Annotated in this window: 13 protein-coding genes; 11 read left to right on the top strand and 2 right to left on the bottom strand. The window is 59.7% G+C overall.

The genetic code is table 11. The features are described 5' to 3' along the window. Window positions 1-15 precede the first annotated feature (15 nt). From BMY49_RS09610 to BMY49_RS09620, 3 genes are all read left to right on the top strand, one after another. Window positions 16-1,632 (top strand): alpha-glucosidase family protein, encoded by a 1,617-nt coding sequence (locus BMY49_RS09610; protein WP_089675459.1) that lies wholly within the window; start codon window positions 16-18, stop codon window positions 1,630-1,632. A gap of 65 nt (window positions 1,633-1,697) precedes the next feature. After that, a complete protein-coding gene (locus BMY49_RS09615) occupies window positions 1,698-2,804 on the top strand; it encodes an ABC transporter ATP-binding protein (RefSeq protein WP_089675460.1) in 1,107 nt (368 codons plus the stop codon). A 200-nt stretch (window positions 2,805-3,004) separates the two neighbouring features. Further along, entirely contained in the window at window positions 3,005-4,036 is a 1,032-nt protein-coding gene (locus BMY49_RS09620) for a LacI family DNA-binding transcriptional regulator (protein WP_044629384.1), read from the top strand. A 14-nt stretch (window positions 4,037-4,050) separates the two neighbouring features. Here the strand turns inward: BMY49_RS09620 and gap are convergent, their stop codons facing one another. Next, complete coding sequence (gene gap / locus BMY49_RS09625; RefSeq protein WP_089675461.1) at window positions 4,051-5,055, bottom strand: type I glyceraldehyde-3-phosphate dehydrogenase; 1,005 nt, start codon at window positions 5,053-5,055, stop codon at window positions 4,051-4,053. A gap of 243 nt (window positions 5,056-5,298) precedes the next feature. Between gap and pyk the strand changes: the two genes are divergently transcribed. Both pyk and BMY49_RS09635 read left to right on the top strand, forming a co-directional pair. Beyond that, window positions 5,299-6,765 carry a pyruvate kinase gene (gene pyk / locus BMY49_RS09630; RefSeq protein ID WP_089675462.1) on the top strand — a complete coding sequence of 489 codons (1,467 nt, stop codon included), beginning with the start codon at window positions 5,299-5,301 and terminating at the stop codon, window positions 6,763-6,765. Window positions 6,766-6,819: 54 nt separating this feature from the next. Next, entirely contained in the window at window positions 6,820-7,296 is a 477-nt protein-coding gene (locus BMY49_RS09635; protein ID WP_044629387.1) for a methylglyoxal synthase, read from the top strand. A gap of 18 nt (window positions 7,297-7,314) precedes the next feature. Here BMY49_RS09635 and cra read toward each other — a convergent pair whose 3' ends face one another. Next, the gene (gene cra, locus BMY49_RS09640) at window positions 7,315-8,289 is read right to left on the bottom strand and encodes a catabolite repressor/activator (RefSeq protein ID WP_044629388.1); all 975 of its coding nucleotides are present in this window, start codon (window positions 8,287-8,289) and stop codon (window positions 7,315-7,317) included. A 237-nt stretch (window positions 8,290-8,526) separates the two neighbouring features. Here cra and ptsP point away from each other — a divergent pair, with 237 nt between their 5' ends. From ptsP to BMY49_RS09670, 6 genes are all read left to right on the top strand, one after another. Continuing rightward, the gene (gene ptsP / locus BMY49_RS09645; RefSeq protein WP_089675463.1) at window positions 8,527-11,397 is read left to right on the top strand and encodes a phosphoenolpyruvate--protein phosphotransferase; all 2,871 of its coding nucleotides are present in this window, start codon (window positions 8,527-8,529) and stop codon (window positions 11,395-11,397) included. Next, a complete protein-coding gene (pfkB, locus tag BMY49_RS09650) occupies window positions 11,397-12,368 on the top strand; it encodes a 1-phosphofructokinase (protein ID WP_089675464.1) in 972 nt (323 codons plus the stop codon). The genes ptsP and pfkB overlap by 1 nt, the downstream gene beginning before the upstream one ends. Continuing rightward, window positions 12,365-14,104, top strand: coding sequence for a PTS fructose-like transporter subunit IIB (locus BMY49_RS09655; protein WP_089675465.1), 1,740 nt, complete (start codon window positions 12,365-12,367; stop codon window positions 14,102-14,104). The genes pfkB and BMY49_RS09655 overlap by 4 nt, the downstream gene beginning before the upstream one ends. A gap of 223 nt (window positions 14,105-14,327) precedes the next feature. After that, window positions 14,328-15,995, top strand: coding sequence for a glucose-6-phosphate isomerase (gene pgi / locus BMY49_RS09660; protein ID WP_089675466.1), 1,668 nt, complete (start codon window positions 14,328-14,330; stop codon window positions 15,993-15,995). Window positions 15,996-16,236: 241 nt separating this feature from the next. Next, window positions 16,237-16,494, top strand: coding sequence for a helix-turn-helix domain-containing protein (locus BMY49_RS09665; protein WP_074210730.1), 258 nt, complete (start codon window positions 16,237-16,239; stop codon window positions 16,492-16,494). Next, a complete protein-coding gene (locus BMY49_RS09670) occupies window positions 16,491-16,775 on the top strand; it encodes a HipA N-terminal domain-containing protein (RefSeq protein WP_089675467.1) in 285 nt (94 codons plus the stop codon). The genes BMY49_RS09665 and BMY49_RS09670 overlap by 4 nt, the downstream gene beginning before the upstream one ends. The last annotated feature ends 61 nt before the right edge of the window (window positions 16,776-16,836 follow it).

Consider the following 16,836-nt stretch of genomic DNA (forward strand, 5'->3'; position numbering starts at 1 on the left):
TTAAGGAACTAAGTAATGCAAGACAACATGATGTGGTGGCGCGGCGGTGTAATCTATCAAATTTACCCGCGCAGCTTTTTAGATAGCCGTGGCGACGGCGTAGGCGATCTGAACGGCATCACCGAAAAGCTGGATTACGTGGCCTCCCTCAACGTGGACGGCATCTGGCTATCGCCCTTCTTTACTTCTCCGATGCTCGACTTTGGCTACGACGTGAGCGACTACCGCGACGTAGACCCGATGTTCGGCACGCTGGAAGACTTCAAGGCGCTGCTGGAAAAAGCCCATTCGCTGGGCTTGAAAGTGATGATCGACCAAGTGATCAGCCATACCTCCGATCAGCACCCCTGGTTCCAGGAGAGCCGCCAGGATCGCACCAATCCTAAAGCCGACTGGTTTGTGTGGGCCGACCCGAAACCCGACGGCACGCCGCCCAACAACTGGCTGTCGATCTTTGGCGGCTCGGCGTGGACCTTCGACTCCCGCCGCCAGCAGTACTATCTGCACAACTTCCTGACCAGCCAGCCGGACGTCAACTTCCACAACCCGGAAGCGCGTCAGGCACAGCTCGACAACATGCGTTTCTGGCTGGATTTGGGTGTCGACGGTTTCCGCTTGGATACGGTCAACTTCTACTTCCACGATGCCGAGCTGCGGGACAACCCGCCGGTACCGAAAGGCGAAGCCAAAACCCTGGGCGCCCCGGAAGCAAACCCCTATACCTGGCAGCGCCATGTCTACGACCTCAGCCGCCCGGAAAACCTGGACTTCCTCAAAGACCTCCGTGCGCTGATGGATGAGTACCCCGGCACCACCACCGTAGGTGAAATTGGCGACGATAACCCGCTAGAGCGCATGGCCGAGTACACCGCCGGTGGCGATAAGCTGCATATGGCGTACACCTTCGACCTGCTCAACATGCCCCACTCCGCCAGCTACCTGCGCGAAGTGATTGAACGCTTCCAGCGCTTAGCAGGCGACGCTTGGCCCTGCTGGGCAACCTCCAACCACGATGTGGTGCGTAGCGCGACTCGCTGGGGGGCTGACGAAGACCCCAACGCCTACCCGAAAGTGATGCTGGCCATGCTGTTCTCACTGCGCGGCAGCGTGTGCCTGTACCAAGGCGAAGAGCTGGGCCTGCCGGAAGCGGACGTGCCCTTCGAGCGCATTCAAGACCCCTACGGCAAAGTGCTGTGGCCTGAGTTTAAAGGCCGCGACGGCTGCCGCACGCCCATGCCGTGGACCGACGGCGAACAGGGCGGCTTCTCTCCGATGGAACCGTGGCTGCCCATGGAAGCTCGTCACTTGGATTTGGCGGTGAGCCGCCAGCAGGATGACCCCAACGCCACGCTCAACACCGTACGCGCCCTGCTAGCGTTCCGCCGCAGCCAACCGGCCATGTTCGATGGCGACTTGGCACTGGTAGACGTTGGCGAGGAGCTACTTGGCTTTACCCGTCAAAAAGGCGACGAGACCCTGCTGTGCGTGTTCAACCTGACCGGGCAAGAGCAGCAAACCACCCTGCCTGTGGAGGTCGCCAGCGACTTGCCGGTCGCCCACTTTACCGCCACGCGAGACGGCAGCACGCTCACGCTGCCCGCGTACCAAGCCGCCTTTATGCAGGTTGCCTAAACGCCGCCCATAACAGTTAATAACGATAGCCGACCCGCTCCGATCGAGGTCGGCAAGGAGTTACCATGGCAAGTGTTACGCTTGAAAAGGTCAATAAGGTATTTGGCCGCGATCACATCATCAAAGACGTTGATCTTTCCATTGGCGACGGTGAGTTTGTCGTATTTGTTGGCCCCTCCGGCTGCGGTAAATCCACGCTGCTGCGCTTAATCGCCGGTCTTGAATCAATCACCGATGGCGACCTGAATATTGGCGGCACCGTGGTCAACGACTTACCGCCTCGTGAACGCGGCGTAGGCATGGTGTTTCAGTCCTACGCGCTCTACCCGCACATGACCGTTTACGACAATATGGCGTTTGGTCTTAAGCTGGCCAACACCGCCAAAGAGACCGTTCACGAGCGGGTGATGAGCACGGCAAAAATCCTGCAGTTGGAAGAGCTTTTACACCGTAAGCCCAAAGCCCTCTCTGGCGGCCAGCGCCAGCGGGTGGCGATGGGCCGTGCCATGGCGCGGGAGCCGCGCATTCTGCTGTTTGACGAGCCGCTCTCCAACCTGGATGCCTCGCTGCGGGTGCAGATGCGTAACGAGATCGCCCGCCTGCACAACCGTCTCGGCTCTACCATGATTTACGTCACCCACGATCAGGTCGAAGCCATGACCCTGGCGGATAAAATCGTGGTGCTAAACCGCGGTCATATCGAGCAAGTGGGCAGCCCTCACGAGCTGTACCAGCGTCCGGCCACTAAATTCGTAGCCGGCTTTATTGGCTCACCCACCATGAACTTTATGCCCGCCGAGCTACTGAGCGGCACCGCCGACGGCTGCCGAGTGAAAGCGGCGGGAGTGGGAGAAGTATCATTGCCACAAGCGGGCGACGCTTACTCGAAAGGCTCCTCGCTCACACTTGGCGTGCGCCCCGAGCACCTTCGCCTGGAAGCGCCTCAGGGCGATAACTGCTTTGATATCGTCAACGTTGAATACCTGGGTAACGAAGTCTACGTGTATCTGGAGCCGAAAGAGGGCTCTACCTTGCTGATCCATCGCAGCGAAGCGCCCAGCCAGTGGCAAGAGGGCCAGCAGGTATCGCTGGTACCGGATACCGAGCATGTACATCTGTTCGACGAAAGCGGGGCCGCCTTAACACTTTCCGCAACCCGCTCGGCAGCTTAAGTACTGATAGAAAGACCCATCACGGCCTTGGCTGGGTGAGACAACCTTTCAAAGAGGGTAGTCGTCACACCATCAAGGCCGTTATTCTTGCGCACTACAAGTAAATAATTAGCCTGCGTTGTAAATACCACCCAGGCAACGCACTCTCTCCGCCCATACTCTTCACCAGTTTAGGAAGCACCGTGACCGCCCCTCGCCGAATGACCCTAAAGGATCTTGCGCTCGAACTCGGCGTCTCAACCGCGACGATTTCCAACGCCTTTAACCGACCCGACCAGCTCTCCCCGCTACTGCGCGACCGCATTCTTAAGGAAGCTAAGCGGCTGGGGTATAGTGGACCCGACGCCAAAGCACGCAGCCTGCGCACCGGACGCTCCAGCATCGTGGCGGTGATTCTGGCCGAAAGCCTGACTTACAGCCTGAACGATGCCGTGGCCAGTGAGTTTCTCTCTGGCGTGGCTGAAGTGCTGGATGCCCACGGCCATACCATGCTGTTATTACCGGGCCGAGGCCATGCTTCCCAGCCACCCGGCTCGGCTAATATCGCCGATGGATTTATCGTTTACGGGCTGATGCCCAACAATAAACTGCTGAACGAACTGTCCTCTCAACGCCCTTTGGTGTCGGTAGACTTCGATATCGACGGCAGCCCTACCGTGCACATCGATGATCGTGATGCCAGCTACGCGATGGCAACCCATGCGCTTAAGCAGCGCCCTCTTCGGCCTGCCATTATCAACCTGCGTTTAACTAAAGAGCACTGCAATGGCCGGGTGACCAAAGAGCACACGATGCTGCCCGACAGCAGCACGATAAGCCGTGCGCGCCTGGCCGGTTTTCATGCCGCGCTCACTGAGCATGGCTTTGATACCGAACAGGTTCCGCTGTGGAATATTGAAGAGAACGTGTTTGACGTGTGCTCGCCGGTGATTACCGAGATCATCGATCTGCCCGCTGAGCAGCGTCCAGATCTACTACTATGCATGTCAGACCGAATTGCACTCACTGCGCTAACGCTAGCAGAGCAGCGAGGCATTCACGTCCCAGGGGAGTTACGAATTACCGGCTTTGACGGCATTGCCGAAGGGCAATATCGTGCCCCACGCTTAACCACCGTACGCCAGGACAGCGCAGGTAAAGGACGTGTGGCAGCCAAAATGATTTTAGGCCGAATACCAAAAACCCAGCAGCTGCTCAAAACCGAGCTGCTGCTGGGCGATACCTGCCCTTAAAGATCAAACAGGAGTTATTTGGCGGTTTTCTGCATGGCGATGGCGGTATCCAACATACGGTTGGAGAAGCCCCACTCGTTGTCGTACCACGCCATGATCTTCACCAGACGACCATTAACGCGAGTATGGTTAGCGTCAAAGGTAGACGAGTGCGCATCGTGATTGAAGTCGATAGACACCAGCGGCTGGGCGTTGACGGCCAAGACCGGGGAGTTTGCGGCGGCTTTCTCGACAATCGCGTTGATCTCTTCTTTGGTGGTATCACGACCCACAGTAAAGGTTAGATCCACCAGAGAAACGTTGATCACCGGCACGCGCACGGCCAGGCCATCGAACTTACCCGCTAGCTCCGGCAGTACCAAACCCACGGCTGCCGCCGCGCCGGTTTTGGTCGGAATCATGGAGTGGGTGGCACTACGCGCACGGTAGGGATCGGAGTGATACACATCCGACAGGTTCTGGTCGTTGGTGTAAGCGTGAACGGTAGTCATCAGGCCGTTTTCGATACCGACTGCATCGTTCAGCGCTTTAGCGACCGGAGCCAAGCAGTTGGTGGTGCAGGAAGCATTTGATACCACGGTGTGCTCGGCGGTCAAAATGTCGTCATTCACACCGTAAACGATAGTGGCATCCGCATCCGGGCTAGGCGCAGAAATCAGTACGCGCTTTGCGCCTGCAGCAATATGCTTGGCCGCCGCTTCGCGCTTGGTAAACAGACCGGTACACTCCATGACGAGGTCAATATTCATAGAGGCCCAGGGCAGGTTGGCCGGATCGCGCTCAGAAGAGATCACAATACGATCCCCATCCACGCTGATGCTCTCTGCATCGTGCTCGACCGCAAATGGGAAATGGCCGTGAACGGTATCGTGGCGCAGCAGATGGGAGTTTAGGGAAGGGTCGCCCAGATCGTTAATCGCAACCACCTGAACGCGATCACGGTAGCCATTTTCGTACAGCGCACGCAGTACGTTACGGCCAATCCGTCCAAATCCGTTAATGGCAACTCTTATTGTCATGGTAGCACCTCAATCAAGCAGTGGTCGTAGATGGCGTATCCAGTAAAAAAATTACTAAAAATACGTATTTAGTCACCTATAGGCCGATTAAAACCTGCCATAACCGCCCCTAAAGGCTAATAACTATCCAATATGTAGTAAAATTACTATATAAAGGCTATCGTAGTCCAATACTTAATCAACGATTCATCAGCCCTTTTTATAGTCTATGTTCAGCCCACGCTGCTCATTAGGAGTACCACTATGACACGCGCAACGTCCCCAACCCCCCTTCGTCGTACCAAAATCGTCGCCACGCTTGGCCCAGCCAGTGACCGCCCCGGGGTGTTGGAAGCCATGCTAAAAGCGGGCGTTGACGTGGTGCGGCTGAATTTCTCCCACGGCTCTGCTGATGATCATCGCCGCCGCCTCACCGAAGTACGCGAGATTGCTCAGCGCTTAGGCCGCAGCGTAGCGGCACTGGGCGACTTGCAAGGCCCTAAAATTCGCATTTCCCGCTTCAAAGAAGGCGCTATCCACTTAGACATCGGCCAAGTGTTTGTGCTCGATATGGCTATGGATGCCAATAGCGGCACCGCCGAACGCGTCGGCTGCGACTACAAAGCGCTCATCGATGACGTCGCCCCCGGCGACCGTCTGCTGCTGGACGATGGTCGCGTCGTGCTGGACGTCACGTCTATCGTTGGGCAAGAAGTTCACACCCGAGTTCACGTGGGTGGCAAACTGTCCAACAATAAAGGCATCAACAAGCAAGGCGGCGGCCTTTCCGCCCCAGCGCTGACCGATAAGGATAAAGAAGACCTGAAAACCGCCATCGAGATTGGTGTGGATTACCTCGCCGTTTCGTTCCCACGCAGCGCCGCCGACATGCAGGAAGCGCGTGCTCTACTGGGCGACGAGGGCAAAGAGATCGGGCTGGTGGCGAAATTGGAGCGTGCCGAGGCCGTTGCCAACGACGAAACTCTAGACGCCATCATCGAAGCGTCAGAAGCAGTCATGGTCGCTCGCGGCGACCTGGGCGTAGAGATTGGCGATGAGGCGCTGATCGGCACGCAAAAGCGCATTATCAAGCATGCCCGTTCGCTGAATCGCGCGGTGATCACCGCCACCCAAATGATGGAGTCGATGATAGAGTCGCCGCTGCCTACGCGTGCCGAAGTGTTCGACGTGGCCAATGCCGTGCTGGATGCCACCGATGCCGTCATGCTCTCGGCGGAAACCGCAGCGGGTGACTATCCGGTGGAGACCATCGAAGCCATGGACCGCGTCTGCCTGGGTGCCGAGCGGGAGCGCATTGCTCAAGCCTCCGGCCACCGCATCCATGAAGGCTTCGAGCGGATCGATGAAACCATCGCACTCTCCGCTATGTACGCCGCCAACCATCTGACCGGCGTACGCGCCATTGCCTGCATGACCTCCACCGGCTACACGCCGCTGATTGCCTCGCGCATCCGCTCTGGCTTGCCGATTGTCGGCTTGGCTCACAGCCCCATCGCCCAACGGCGCATGGCGCTCTACCGTGGCGTAGTCTCGATTCCATTCGATACGACGCACATGGAGGCCACCGAGGTGAACCATGAAGCCATCAAACTGCTGAAGGCCCATGGATTGGCACGCCCAGGTGAGCATGTCATTCTTACTCGCGGCGACCATATGAATGCCCACGGCGGCACCAATACCATGAAAGTACTGGCCGTCGACGCCGAATGAATAACCGTCTCGACGGACGATGAATAACAATCGAATGACCAGGAGAGCCATGCCATGAACGATGCCCGCCCACCCCGCCAAGCCGTGCGCACGCTGCAACCGCGCAAGCGTATTGCGCTGATTGCCCACGATGGCAAAAAAACCGAGATGCTGGAGTGGGCGACGCGCTGGCAAGACACACTCAGCCAGCACACGCTGATTGGCACAGGCACTACCGCAGGGCGGCTGAAAACCGCCCTGGGGCTAGAAGTGGAAGGCTTAATGAGCGGGCCGCTAGGCGGCGACCAGCAGATCGGGGCGCGTATCGCCGAGCAGCAGCTCGACGTGCTGATCTTCTTTTGGGACCCCTTTGCACCGCAGCCCCACGACCCGGATGTGAAAGCGCTGCTGCGCCTTGCCGCGCTATGGAACGTGCCGGTGGCCTGTAATGCGGCCAGCGCCGACTTTCTGCTCTCCTCGCCCTATCTTAGCGAACGATATGATATGTCGATTCCAGACGCCAACGCCTGGGCACAGGCACGCACGGTATAAACCGCGCGCCGCCTGCGCTCAGCGAGTACGCAGGCGGCGCGCGACCACCTGCTGCCCGCATTGGTAGCTTCCATTCATCGCGCCCAGCGCGCACTGAAGCGTCAGCTCGGCGATGCGGTCATAATCCTGCAGCGCCGAATTAACCGGCTGGGGCAGAAAATCTAACAGGCGGTGGTCACCAAAAGTGGCTAACCGCAGCGTCTCCGGCAGCCCCCCCTGGGCAAGCAGCTCATCAAACACACCTTCCATGAGCGCGTAGGAGGCCGTGACCAGCGCATCTACCTCGCCTGCAGCAAAGAGCTGTTGCGCCAGTTCAACGCCCACATCCCGCTCGTAGCGCCCACCGCTAAAGGTAACGGCTTCAACCCCCGTCCCTTCCAGCGCGGCAAAAAAGCCCGCACGCCGCTCACGACTCACCGAGAGTTCGGGCATGGCATCCAACCAGGCAATGCGCCGTGTTGAGCCATCCATCACCGAGCGCGTCAGCGCGTAAGCCGCCTTTTGGTCATTGCTCACCACGCTGGCAAAACGCTCGGGGGTCAGGCCCCGGTCCATCCCAACGACGCTCCAGCCTTCGTCGGCCAAATCCGTATAAAAGGTGTCGTTTTCCGGCAGGCAGCTGGCGGTAATCAGCACCTCACAGCGCTGGGCACGCAGCGCCAAGGCCAGCGTGCGCTCACTATCCGCGCAGTCATCGGAACTCACCACCAACAGCTGGTAGCCGCGCTCGCGAGCACCGCGTTCCAGGCGTTTGGCGAGGCGCGCGTAGCTGATGTTTTCCAAATCCGGCACGATCAAACCGATCAACCGGCTAGCGCCCCGGCGCAGCGCGGCTGCCTGGGGGTCAATGTGATAGCGGTGCTGACGCACCACAGCCATCACTTTATCGATGGTAGCTGAACTAATGCGCCGCTGTTCAGCCTGGCCGTTGATTACATAGCTTGCCGTGGTGCGCGAAACCCCGGCGAGCCGGGCAATATCGGCAAGTGTCATGCTGGTTTCTCCCTAAATGAAGACGGCAGTTTAGCAGCCGTTTTACCCTCTTCAGACAAAAGTCTAAAGAAACAACCCTTGTGCCAAAAAGTGAATCGATTCAGCATAGCCAACTAACCACAGGTGACACGATTCATCCAGCTAACCTTAACGATCTACGACTAACGTTTTATGCGCGCACTTTCGCCGCCAATCGCAGACGTTGCCGTTGCCTGACCGCGTTTACAGGAGACCCCTATGTTGACACTCGGCCCCGATGACATCTTGCTCGACCGCCACGCGGACAACTGGCAAGCTGCGCTCGACAGCGCCGCCAACGCCCTGGCAGAGGCTGGCTTGGTTGCGGCCGAGTATCGCGATGGCCTCCACGCCCGCGAAGCGCAGTCCTCAACGTACCTAGGCAACGCCATTGCCATTCCCCACGGCACTCCAGAAAGCCGCCATCACGTCAAACGTACCGGCGTACGGGTGCTGCAGTTCCCTAAAGGGGTAGAGTGGCACGACGGCAACACCGTTCACGTACTGGTCACGATAGCGGCACAAAACGACGAACACCTGGATATTTTGCGCCAGCTTACCCACGTCCTCGACCGCGACGGCGTAGCAACCGAATTAGCCCGCGCCAGCTCCGCCGCCGATGTTGCGCGCCTGCTCTCGAAGCCGTCCTTAGCGCCGCGTCTGGATGCCGATACGCTATGTGTTAACTTTCCCGCCCGCGACCCGCAGGAGCTGGCCCTGGCGGCGGCAGCGCGGCTGCGTCAAAGCGGCTGCGTGGATAACGGCTTTATTAGTGCCGTGGCGAGCGCCCAGCCCCAGTGGTTGGGTAAAGGCTTATGGCTTTCAAGCCACGCCCAAGGGGTCAACCAGCCCGCACTAGGCGTGGCAACGCCCGCCGATAGCACCATCGAGCATGGCGGTCATCCGGTTCATGCGCTGTTCTGCCTGGCCGCCAGCGGCGATGCCCACCGGCCGCTGCTCGAACAGTTGATGGCGGTACTAGAGAACGGCGAAAGCGACAGCTTTGTGGGCAAAAATAGCGCCCAACTGCTGGCAGCGCTGGCCGGTGAAACCGCCAGCACCCAAACCCGCCGCGTGCGCGTTCTGAACCCCCACGGCCTGCACGCCCGCCCGGCCAAACAGCTGGTACAGATCGCTCGTGCCCAGCCCATGCCCATCAACGTACGCCTGGAAGAGGGCAGCGCCACCACGGTATCTGCTGCCAGCTTGACCAAAGTGATTGGCCTGGGTGCACGCCGTGGCCAATGGCTGATCTTCTCTGCCGAGGGCGAACAGGCAAGCGCCGCGCTAGATGCCATTGCCGCCGCTGTCGAAGAGGGCTTGGGTGAAAAAGTCACGCCGTTCGACGGGGGCCGTGATGCCACGCCCGCCGCCAACGCCAGCAAGCCCGCCGTTGAGCCGCTGGCCGCTGACACGCCGCACACCGGTGTAGCAGCCTCGCCAGGCTTGGCGATTGCGCCGGTGTTCGTCATTCGTCCGATGCAGTTCGACTATCCTGAGCACGCCAATCAGCCCGACGACGAGATCGCCCGCCTGGAGGCAGCGCTGAAAGAAGGGGCTGCCCAGCTTCAGGCGCTGGTACACAAAGCGCCCGGCGGCGAAGTCGCCGACATTCTCTCCATGCATGAAGAGATGCTCGACGACCCCGAACTGCACCAGGCGGCGATTGACGCCATCCGCGAAAGCCGCTCGGCGGAAGCGGGCTGGTGGGAAGCTATCGACACCGCCGCCCACGCCCAAGAGATGCTGGCCGACCGGCTGCTGGCCGAACGCGCCGCCGACCTGCGCGATGTCGGCCGCCGCGTGCTCGGCGTGCTTTGCGACGTCAGCCTGCCCGAGCCACCCGACCACCCCTATATTTTGGTGATGGACGATATCGGCCCCTCCGATGTGGCCCGCCTGGATACCTCCCGCGTGCGTGGCCTGCTGACCGTGCGCGGCGGCGCCACCGCCCACAGCGCGATTTTGGCCCGTGCGCTGGGCATTCCTGCCGTCGTAGGCGCCGGTGAAGCGGTCATGGCGCTACACAACGGCAGCATGATGATTCTGGATGGCGAGCGCGGCCGCGTGACCTCGCAGCCTTCCGAGGAGCGCCTGCGCCGCGCCGAGCAGCAGCTGCTCGACCAGCAGCAGCGTGAAGCGGACGCCTGGGAGCTACGCTTCGAGCAGGCGCAAACCCGCGACGGCCACCGGGTTGAGGTTGCTGCCAACCTGGGCAACACCGCCCACGCCGCCGATGCGGTAGAGCGCGGCGCGGAAGGGGTCGGCCTTTTGCGCACCGAGTTCCTGTTTATGGCCTACTCCAGCGCGCCGGATCTCGCCACGCAAATCGCCGAGTACCGTGAAGCCACCGATGCCCTCGACGGCCGCCCGCTCGTCGCCCGCACCCTGGACGTCGGCGGCGACAAGCCGCTGCCCTACTGGCCGGTGCCCCAGGAAGACAACCCCTTCCTCGGCCTGCGCGGTATTCGCTTAGCGCTGACCCAACCAGAAGTGTTGGAAACCCAGATTCGCGCGCTGCTGATGGCCGCCGTCGGTAAACCGCTACGCATTATGCTGCCGATGGTCAAAGACGTGGCCGAGTTCCGCGCGGCGAAGGCGATTTACGACCGCCTGCTCAACGAGATCTCCCCGCAGCAGCGCGCTACCGATGTACAGCTTGGCGTGATGATCGAAGTCCCTTCCAGCGCTCTGCTAGCACCGACGCTGGCCGCCGAGGTCGACTTCTTCTCAGTCGGTACCAACGACTTAACCCAGTACACCCTCGCGATTGATCGCGGCCACCCAGAGCTATCCGCTCAAGCCGATGGCCTGCACCCAGCGGTACTGCGGTTGATCCAAATGACCGTCGAAGCCGCCCACGCTCACGGCAAATGGGTCGGTGTTTGCGGCGAGCTGGCTTCTGATGCCATGGCCGTACCGGTTCTGGTGGGCTTAGGTGTCGATGAACTCTCCGTCAGCGCACGCCAAATCCCGCTGGTCAAAGCCCGCCTGCGCGAGTTTGATCTTGCCCAAGCCCAGGCCAGCGCCCAGTTAGCGCTGAGCAAAGCCACTAGCGATGAAGTCCGCGACGCCCTGGAGGCCAGCTGATGGCAAGAGTTGTCTGTATTACGCTCAACCCAGCGCTGGATCTCGCCTTCAACCTGGATGCGCTGACGCTGGGACACGTCAACCGCCCCACTAGCGCGCAGCTGGAAGCCGCAGGTAAAGGGGTGAACGTCGCCCGAGTACTGGCCAGCCTTGGCCATGAGGTGGTCGTCAGCGGCTTTTTGGGCGAAGAGAACGACGCCCCGTTCAGCCTCGCCTTTCCCCGTTACGGCGTGAAAGATGCCTTTGTGCGGGTGCCGGGCAACACGCGCATCAACGCCAAACTCGCCGAGCAGAGCGGTCGGGTGACCGACATCAACGGCCCCGGCATGCCCATCGAAGCCGCCCATCTGGAGGCTTTACGCACCACGTTAAGCGGCCTGTTTGAAAGTAGCGCGCCGCCTGAGGCTGTGGTGGTCGCAGGCAGCCTGCCTCCCGGCATTGACCAACCCGCGTTTGGCGAGCTGCTTGCCTTCCTGAAAGGTTTCGGAGTGCCGCTGTGGGTGGATACCAGCGGCCCGGCGCTGCTCACGGCGATTGCCGCGCAGCCTGCCGCCGTAAAACCCAACGAAACCGAGCTGGCCGACTGGGCCGGTAGCGCCCTTGATAGCGACCAACAGCGCCAAGCCGCCGCCGAGCGGCTGCACGCCAGCGGCATCGAACACGCGCTGATTTCAGCGGGTGCTGAAGGCGTTTTATGGGTGAGCCAGCACGGCATTTGGCAATCCACGCCACCGACCGTCACTGCCACCAATACCGTTTGCGCGGGCGACACCTTTGTGGCGGGCATGCTGCATGGACTGCTGAGCCAGCATACACCCGTCGATACGCTTCGTTTCGCCACGGCGCTTTCTGCCGAAGCGGTACGCCATGTTGGCGTAGGCACTTCCCACGCCGATGATTTTGACTCACTCCAACAACAGACCCGGGTACGGCGTCTTGACGACACCCACACCGAGGGAGCCACGCGATGAACCTAATCCTGATTACCGCCTGCCCCAGCGGCATGGCGACCACGTTCCTGGCCGCCAAGCGCCTAGAGCAAGCCGCCACGCGGCTGGGCTGGAACGTTCATGTAGAGATGCACGGTGAGATTGCGCCACTGCAAGCCGCCAGCGCCGAGCAGATTGCTAACGCCGATTTGATCGTCGTGGCCGCCGACCACGTGCCCGCCCCAGAGCGGTTCGAAGGCAAGCGGCTATTCCAGGCCCCCATTGCCAGCGCCCTGCCCGACCCCAGCGCCTTTTTAAGCCAGGCCAAGCGGGAAGCACCGATTTACAGCGCCCCGGCAGCTACTGCTGCCGCTCCGGCCAGCAGTGCGGGCGGCAAAAAAATCGTTGCCGTCACCGCCTGCCCCACCGGTGTTGCCCACACCTTTATGGCCGCCGAAGCGCTGGCCGAAGCGGGTAAGGCCATGGGCCACCAGATTCGCGTGGAAACCCAAGGCTCGGTGGGCGCGCAAAACAAACTCACGGAAGCGGAAATCGCCGACGCGGACGTGGTCGTATTGGCCTGCGACATCGAAGTGGACCCGTCACGCTTTGCGGGTAAACGGGTTTATCGCACCTCTACCGGCAACGCGCTGAAAAAGCCTCGCCCGACCCTGGAGGCCGCCTTTACCGACGCCGCTGTTGAAGATGGCACCAGCGCCGCCAGCAGCAGCGCCACCGCCAAAAAAGGCATGAAAGAGAAAGGCGTCTATAAACACCTGCTAACCGGTGTGTCCTTTATGCTGCCCATGGTGGTGGCGGGTGGCTTGTTAATAGCCCTCTCGTTCGTGTTCGGTATCGAAGCGTTCCAGGAAGAAGGCACCCTGGCCGCCGCGCTGATGCAGATTGGTGGCGGCACGGCCTTCGCGTTGATGATTCCCGTTCTGGCAGGTTACATCGCCTACTCCATCGCCGACCGCCCTGGTATTGCCCCCGGCATGATTGGCGGTATGCTCGCCGCCGAGATTGGTTCTGGGTTTATCGGCGGTATTCTGGCCGGTTTCCTAGCGGGCTACGTGGCCCTCGCCGTCACGCGCTACGTGAAACTGCCCTCCAGCGTTGAGTCGCTCAAACCGATTCTGATCATCCCGCTGATTGCCAGCTTGGTCACCGGCCTGACAATGATCTACGTGATTGGCGAGCCGGTGGCTGCCGTGCTGAGCGCGCTCACCAGCTTCCTGGAGTCCATGGGCTCGACCAATGCCGTGCTGCTGGGCATTCTGCTCGGCGCCATGATGTGCTTCGACCTGGGTGGCCCGGTCAACAAAGCGGCTTACACCTTTGGCGTCGGCTTGTTGGCCTCTGAAACCTACGGCCCGATGGCCGCGATTATGGCGGCAGGTATGGTGCCCGCCATTGGTATGGGCATTGCCAGCTTCGTGGCGCGTAACAAGTTCTCTGCCCCCGAGCGGGAAGCGGGTAAAGCCTCGTTCGTGCTGGGCCTGTGCTTTATCAGTGAAGGCGCGATTCCCTTCGCGGCGAAAGACCCGCTGCGCGTGATTCCCGCCTGTATCGCCGGTGGCGCGGTCACGGGTGCGCTCTCCATGCTGGTGGGTGCCAAGCTGATGGCCCCCCATGGCGGTATCTTCGTGCTGCTGATTCCTAACGCCATTACTCCCGCTCTGCTTTACCTGGGCGCGATTGTGGTGGGCTCTTTGATCACCGGCCTGGGCTACGCGTTTATCAAACGTGGCGCTGCCCAAGTAGCCGTTGCCAGCTAAAAGCGGCACACTAAGGGCGAGGCAATCTCGCCCTTTTGTTTTTTAGTCAGACATTCAAAACGACCACCACCCCGCTGTTTTATTAACCATTTTTCGCTAGCTGTTGTTCTCAAGCGCGCAATATGTAGTATTTTTACATAAATAACAGCGACGCCAGGGGTCGGACACGCCCCGTTAGCGATAACGATGTAAAACAGATGTAAAAACAACAGGACCGCCCGTTATGTTTCAACTCACTCGCAGCGTTACTTGGCAGGCCCTAGAGCGCCTGCGCGATAAAACCGCCAATGACCGCATTCGTGATTACTTTACGAGTGACCCGCAGCGCTTCGAAAAAATGAGCCTCCGCGTCGGCGGCCTCTTTCTAGATTACTCCAAGCATCAGGTGTCGGATGAAGTGCTGGCCAAACTGATTGAGCTAGCCGACCACTCCGCCCTGGTACAGCGCCGCGCCCAAATGTTTTCTGGCGACATTATCAACGTGACCGAGAACCGTCCGGTACTCCACACCGCGCTACGCCATCTTGGCGATGAGCCGGTGTATGTGGATGGCGAAGACGTGATGCCCGAAATCACCCGCACCCGCGAGCAGATCAAGCTGTTCTCAGAAGCGGTGCGTAGCGGCGAGTGGAAAGGCTATAACGGCCAGCGCATTAAAGACGTGGTCAATATCGGCATTGGCGGCTCGGACCTCGGCCCCAACATGGCGGTGCGTGCGCTGTTGAAGTATCGCCACCCGGAGCTGCACTTCCACTTCGTTTCCAACGTGGACGGCACCCATATTCAGAAAGTGCTCTCACGACTCGACCCGGCCACCACGCTGTTTATCGTCTCTACGAAAACCTTCTCCACCCAGGAAACCCTGCTCAACGCCAAGACTGCGCGGCGCTGGTTCCTGGAGAACGCTGGCGAAGACGCCGACGTGGGCGCGCACTTTATTGCCGCTTCCACCAACCGCAAAGCGGCGATGGAGTTCGGTATTCGCGAAGAGAACGTGTTTGAGTTTTGGGCCTGGGTGGGCGGCCGCTACTCCATGTGGTCGTCCATCGGCTTACCGATTGCGCTCTCGATTGGCTTTGAAGGCTTTATCGAGCTGCTGGAAGGCGCCCATGAGATGGACCGGCACTTTATCGAAGCACCTTTCGCTCAAAACATGCCGGTCCTCATGGCGCTGATCGGCATCTGGTACATCAACTTTATCGGCGCGGAAACCCAGGCCATCGTGCCCTACGACCAAGCGCTGAACCAGTTACCCTCTTTCCTGCAGCAGCTGGATATGGAGTCTAACGGCAAGTCGGTGGATATTTTCGGCCACCCGGTGAACTACAAAACCGGCCCGATTGTGTGGGGCCAAACCGGCTCCAACGGCCAGCACGCCTTCTTCCAGCTGCTGCACCAGGGCACTCGCTACGTGCCCATCGACTTTATCGCCTCGCTCAAGCCGGAACCGGGCGTGGAAGACCACCACTTCGCGCTGCTGACCAACATGCTGGCCCAAGCCAACGCCTTTATGGAAGGCAGCCAAGGCGACAGCAAAGAGCTTAGCCAGCTCGACCCCTACAGCTGCCCAGGCAACCGCCCCTCCAGCACCCTACTGCTCGACGAGCTAACGCCGAAAAACCTGGGCGCGCTGATTGCGCTCTACGAGCACAAGGTGTTTGTGCAGGGCGTAATCTGGAACATCAACTCGTTCGACCAGTGGGGCGTACAGCTAGGGAAGCGCATCGCCGGTGAAATCAGCGAACGCATCGACGCCAACGCCGCCGACTTCGACGCTTCCACCCAGGGGCTTCTGGAGTTAGTACGAGCGCACTTTCCCAGCAGCGCACGCAAAGCCGATAGCGCCGAGCCAGCAAGCAGCGATAAAAAACCGGTGCGGAAGAAGCGATAAAGCAACTATGGCTCACCAGTGCCCCTACTGCTGTGGGGGCACTTTTTTGAGCCTTGGCTTACCTAGCTTCATTTCAAAACTCGGCGGATGAGTAGCAAACATCTGCCTGCTCTTTATTTCCCTATAGGGATAAAGGCCTCTCTTTTCGATCATCCTACGCATTATTTTCCCTATAGGGAAAGATCAGCTAGTATATCTGTTTTCATCCAGAAATTTTCCTTATCGGGAAAATGGAGCATGTATGCGTACCCTGCCAGCAACGACGGAAACGCCCCTTCACTCAATTGAATCCGCCAAGAGTCTCGGCCTGTTAATTCGACAAGCCCGCAAACGCCAACATCTGACACTAGAGACGGTGGCAGGACTATGCGGCGTCAGCATTCGTTTTTTAAGTGAACTCGAAAATGGCCGTGATACATGTGGCATAGGAAGAGTATTACGCGTGTTAGAAACACTTGGCATAGAGCTTCTCGCCCAGCCCATGGATAGTGATCTATGACCCCAGACCAGCTTATCGTTTGGCAAAACCATCAGCGAGTAGGTACCCTCTGGCGTGGTTTAGATGGCCGTCTCATGGGCTTTGAATATGACGAAGAGTGGCAAGCTAGCGGACAAGCAATTTCCAATAGCCTTCCTTTAAACCAACGAACATGGCCGCCCGAAACGCTGACCGCCCACCACTGGTTTGGCAACTTGCTGCCAGAAGAGCAGGCGCGCGCTGCTCTTATTCGCCAACTGGGCATTCCTGATCAAAATGCGCGTCAAACCTCGGCCTTTTAGGCCGAGGCAGGATAGCGCGAGGCGCGCAGCGCCTCTTAGTTGACATGCTAGATTTACCACG

The organism is Vreelandella aquamarina (assembly GCF_900110265.1).
Lineage (GTDB): Bacteria > Pseudomonadota > Gammaproteobacteria > Pseudomonadales > Halomonadaceae > Vreelandella > Vreelandella aquamarina.

Coding starts and splice junctions, on each gene's coding strand:
- BMY49_RS09610 (WP_089675459.1), top strand. CDS start 16: ATGCAAGACAACATGATGTGGTGGCGCGGCGGTGTAATCTATCAAATT.
- BMY49_RS09615 (WP_089675460.1), top strand. CDS start 1,698: ATGGCAAGTGTTACGCTTGAAAAGGTCAATAAGGTATTTGGCCGCGAT.
- BMY49_RS09620 (WP_044629384.1), top strand. CDS start 3,005: ATGACCCTAAAGGATCTTGCGCTCGAACTCGGCGTCTCAACCGCGACG.
- gap (WP_089675461.1), bottom strand. CDS start 5,055: ATGACAATAAGAGTTGCCATTAACGGATTTGGACGGATTGGCCGTAAC.
- pyk (WP_089675462.1), top strand. CDS start 5,299: ATGACACGCGCAACGTCCCCAACCCCCCTTCGTCGTACCAAAATCGTC.
- BMY49_RS09635 (WP_044629387.1), top strand. CDS start 6,820: ATGAACGATGCCCGCCCACCCCGCCAAGCCGTGCGCACGCTGCAACCG.
- cra (WP_044629388.1), bottom strand. CDS start 8,289: ATGACACTTGCCGATATTGCCCGGCTCGCCGGGGTTTCGCGCACCACG.
- ptsP (WP_089675463.1), top strand. CDS start 8,527: ATGTTGACACTCGGCCCCGATGACATCTTGCTCGACCGCCACGCGGAC.
- pfkB (WP_089675464.1), top strand. CDS start 11,397: ATGGCAAGAGTTGTCTGTATTACGCTCAACCCAGCGCTGGATCTCGCC.
- BMY49_RS09655 (WP_089675465.1), top strand. CDS start 12,365: ATGAACCTAATCCTGATTACCGCCTGCCCCAGCGGCATGGCGACCACG.
- pgi (WP_089675466.1), top strand. CDS start 14,328: ATGTTTCAACTCACTCGCAGCGTTACTTGGCAGGCCCTAGAGCGCCTG.
- BMY49_RS09665 (WP_074210730.1), top strand. CDS start 16,237: ATGCGTACCCTGCCAGCAACGACGGAAACGCCCCTTCACTCAATTGAA.
- BMY49_RS09670 (WP_089675467.1), top strand. CDS start 16,491: ATGACCCCAGACCAGCTTATCGTTTGGCAAAACCATCAGCGAGTAGGT.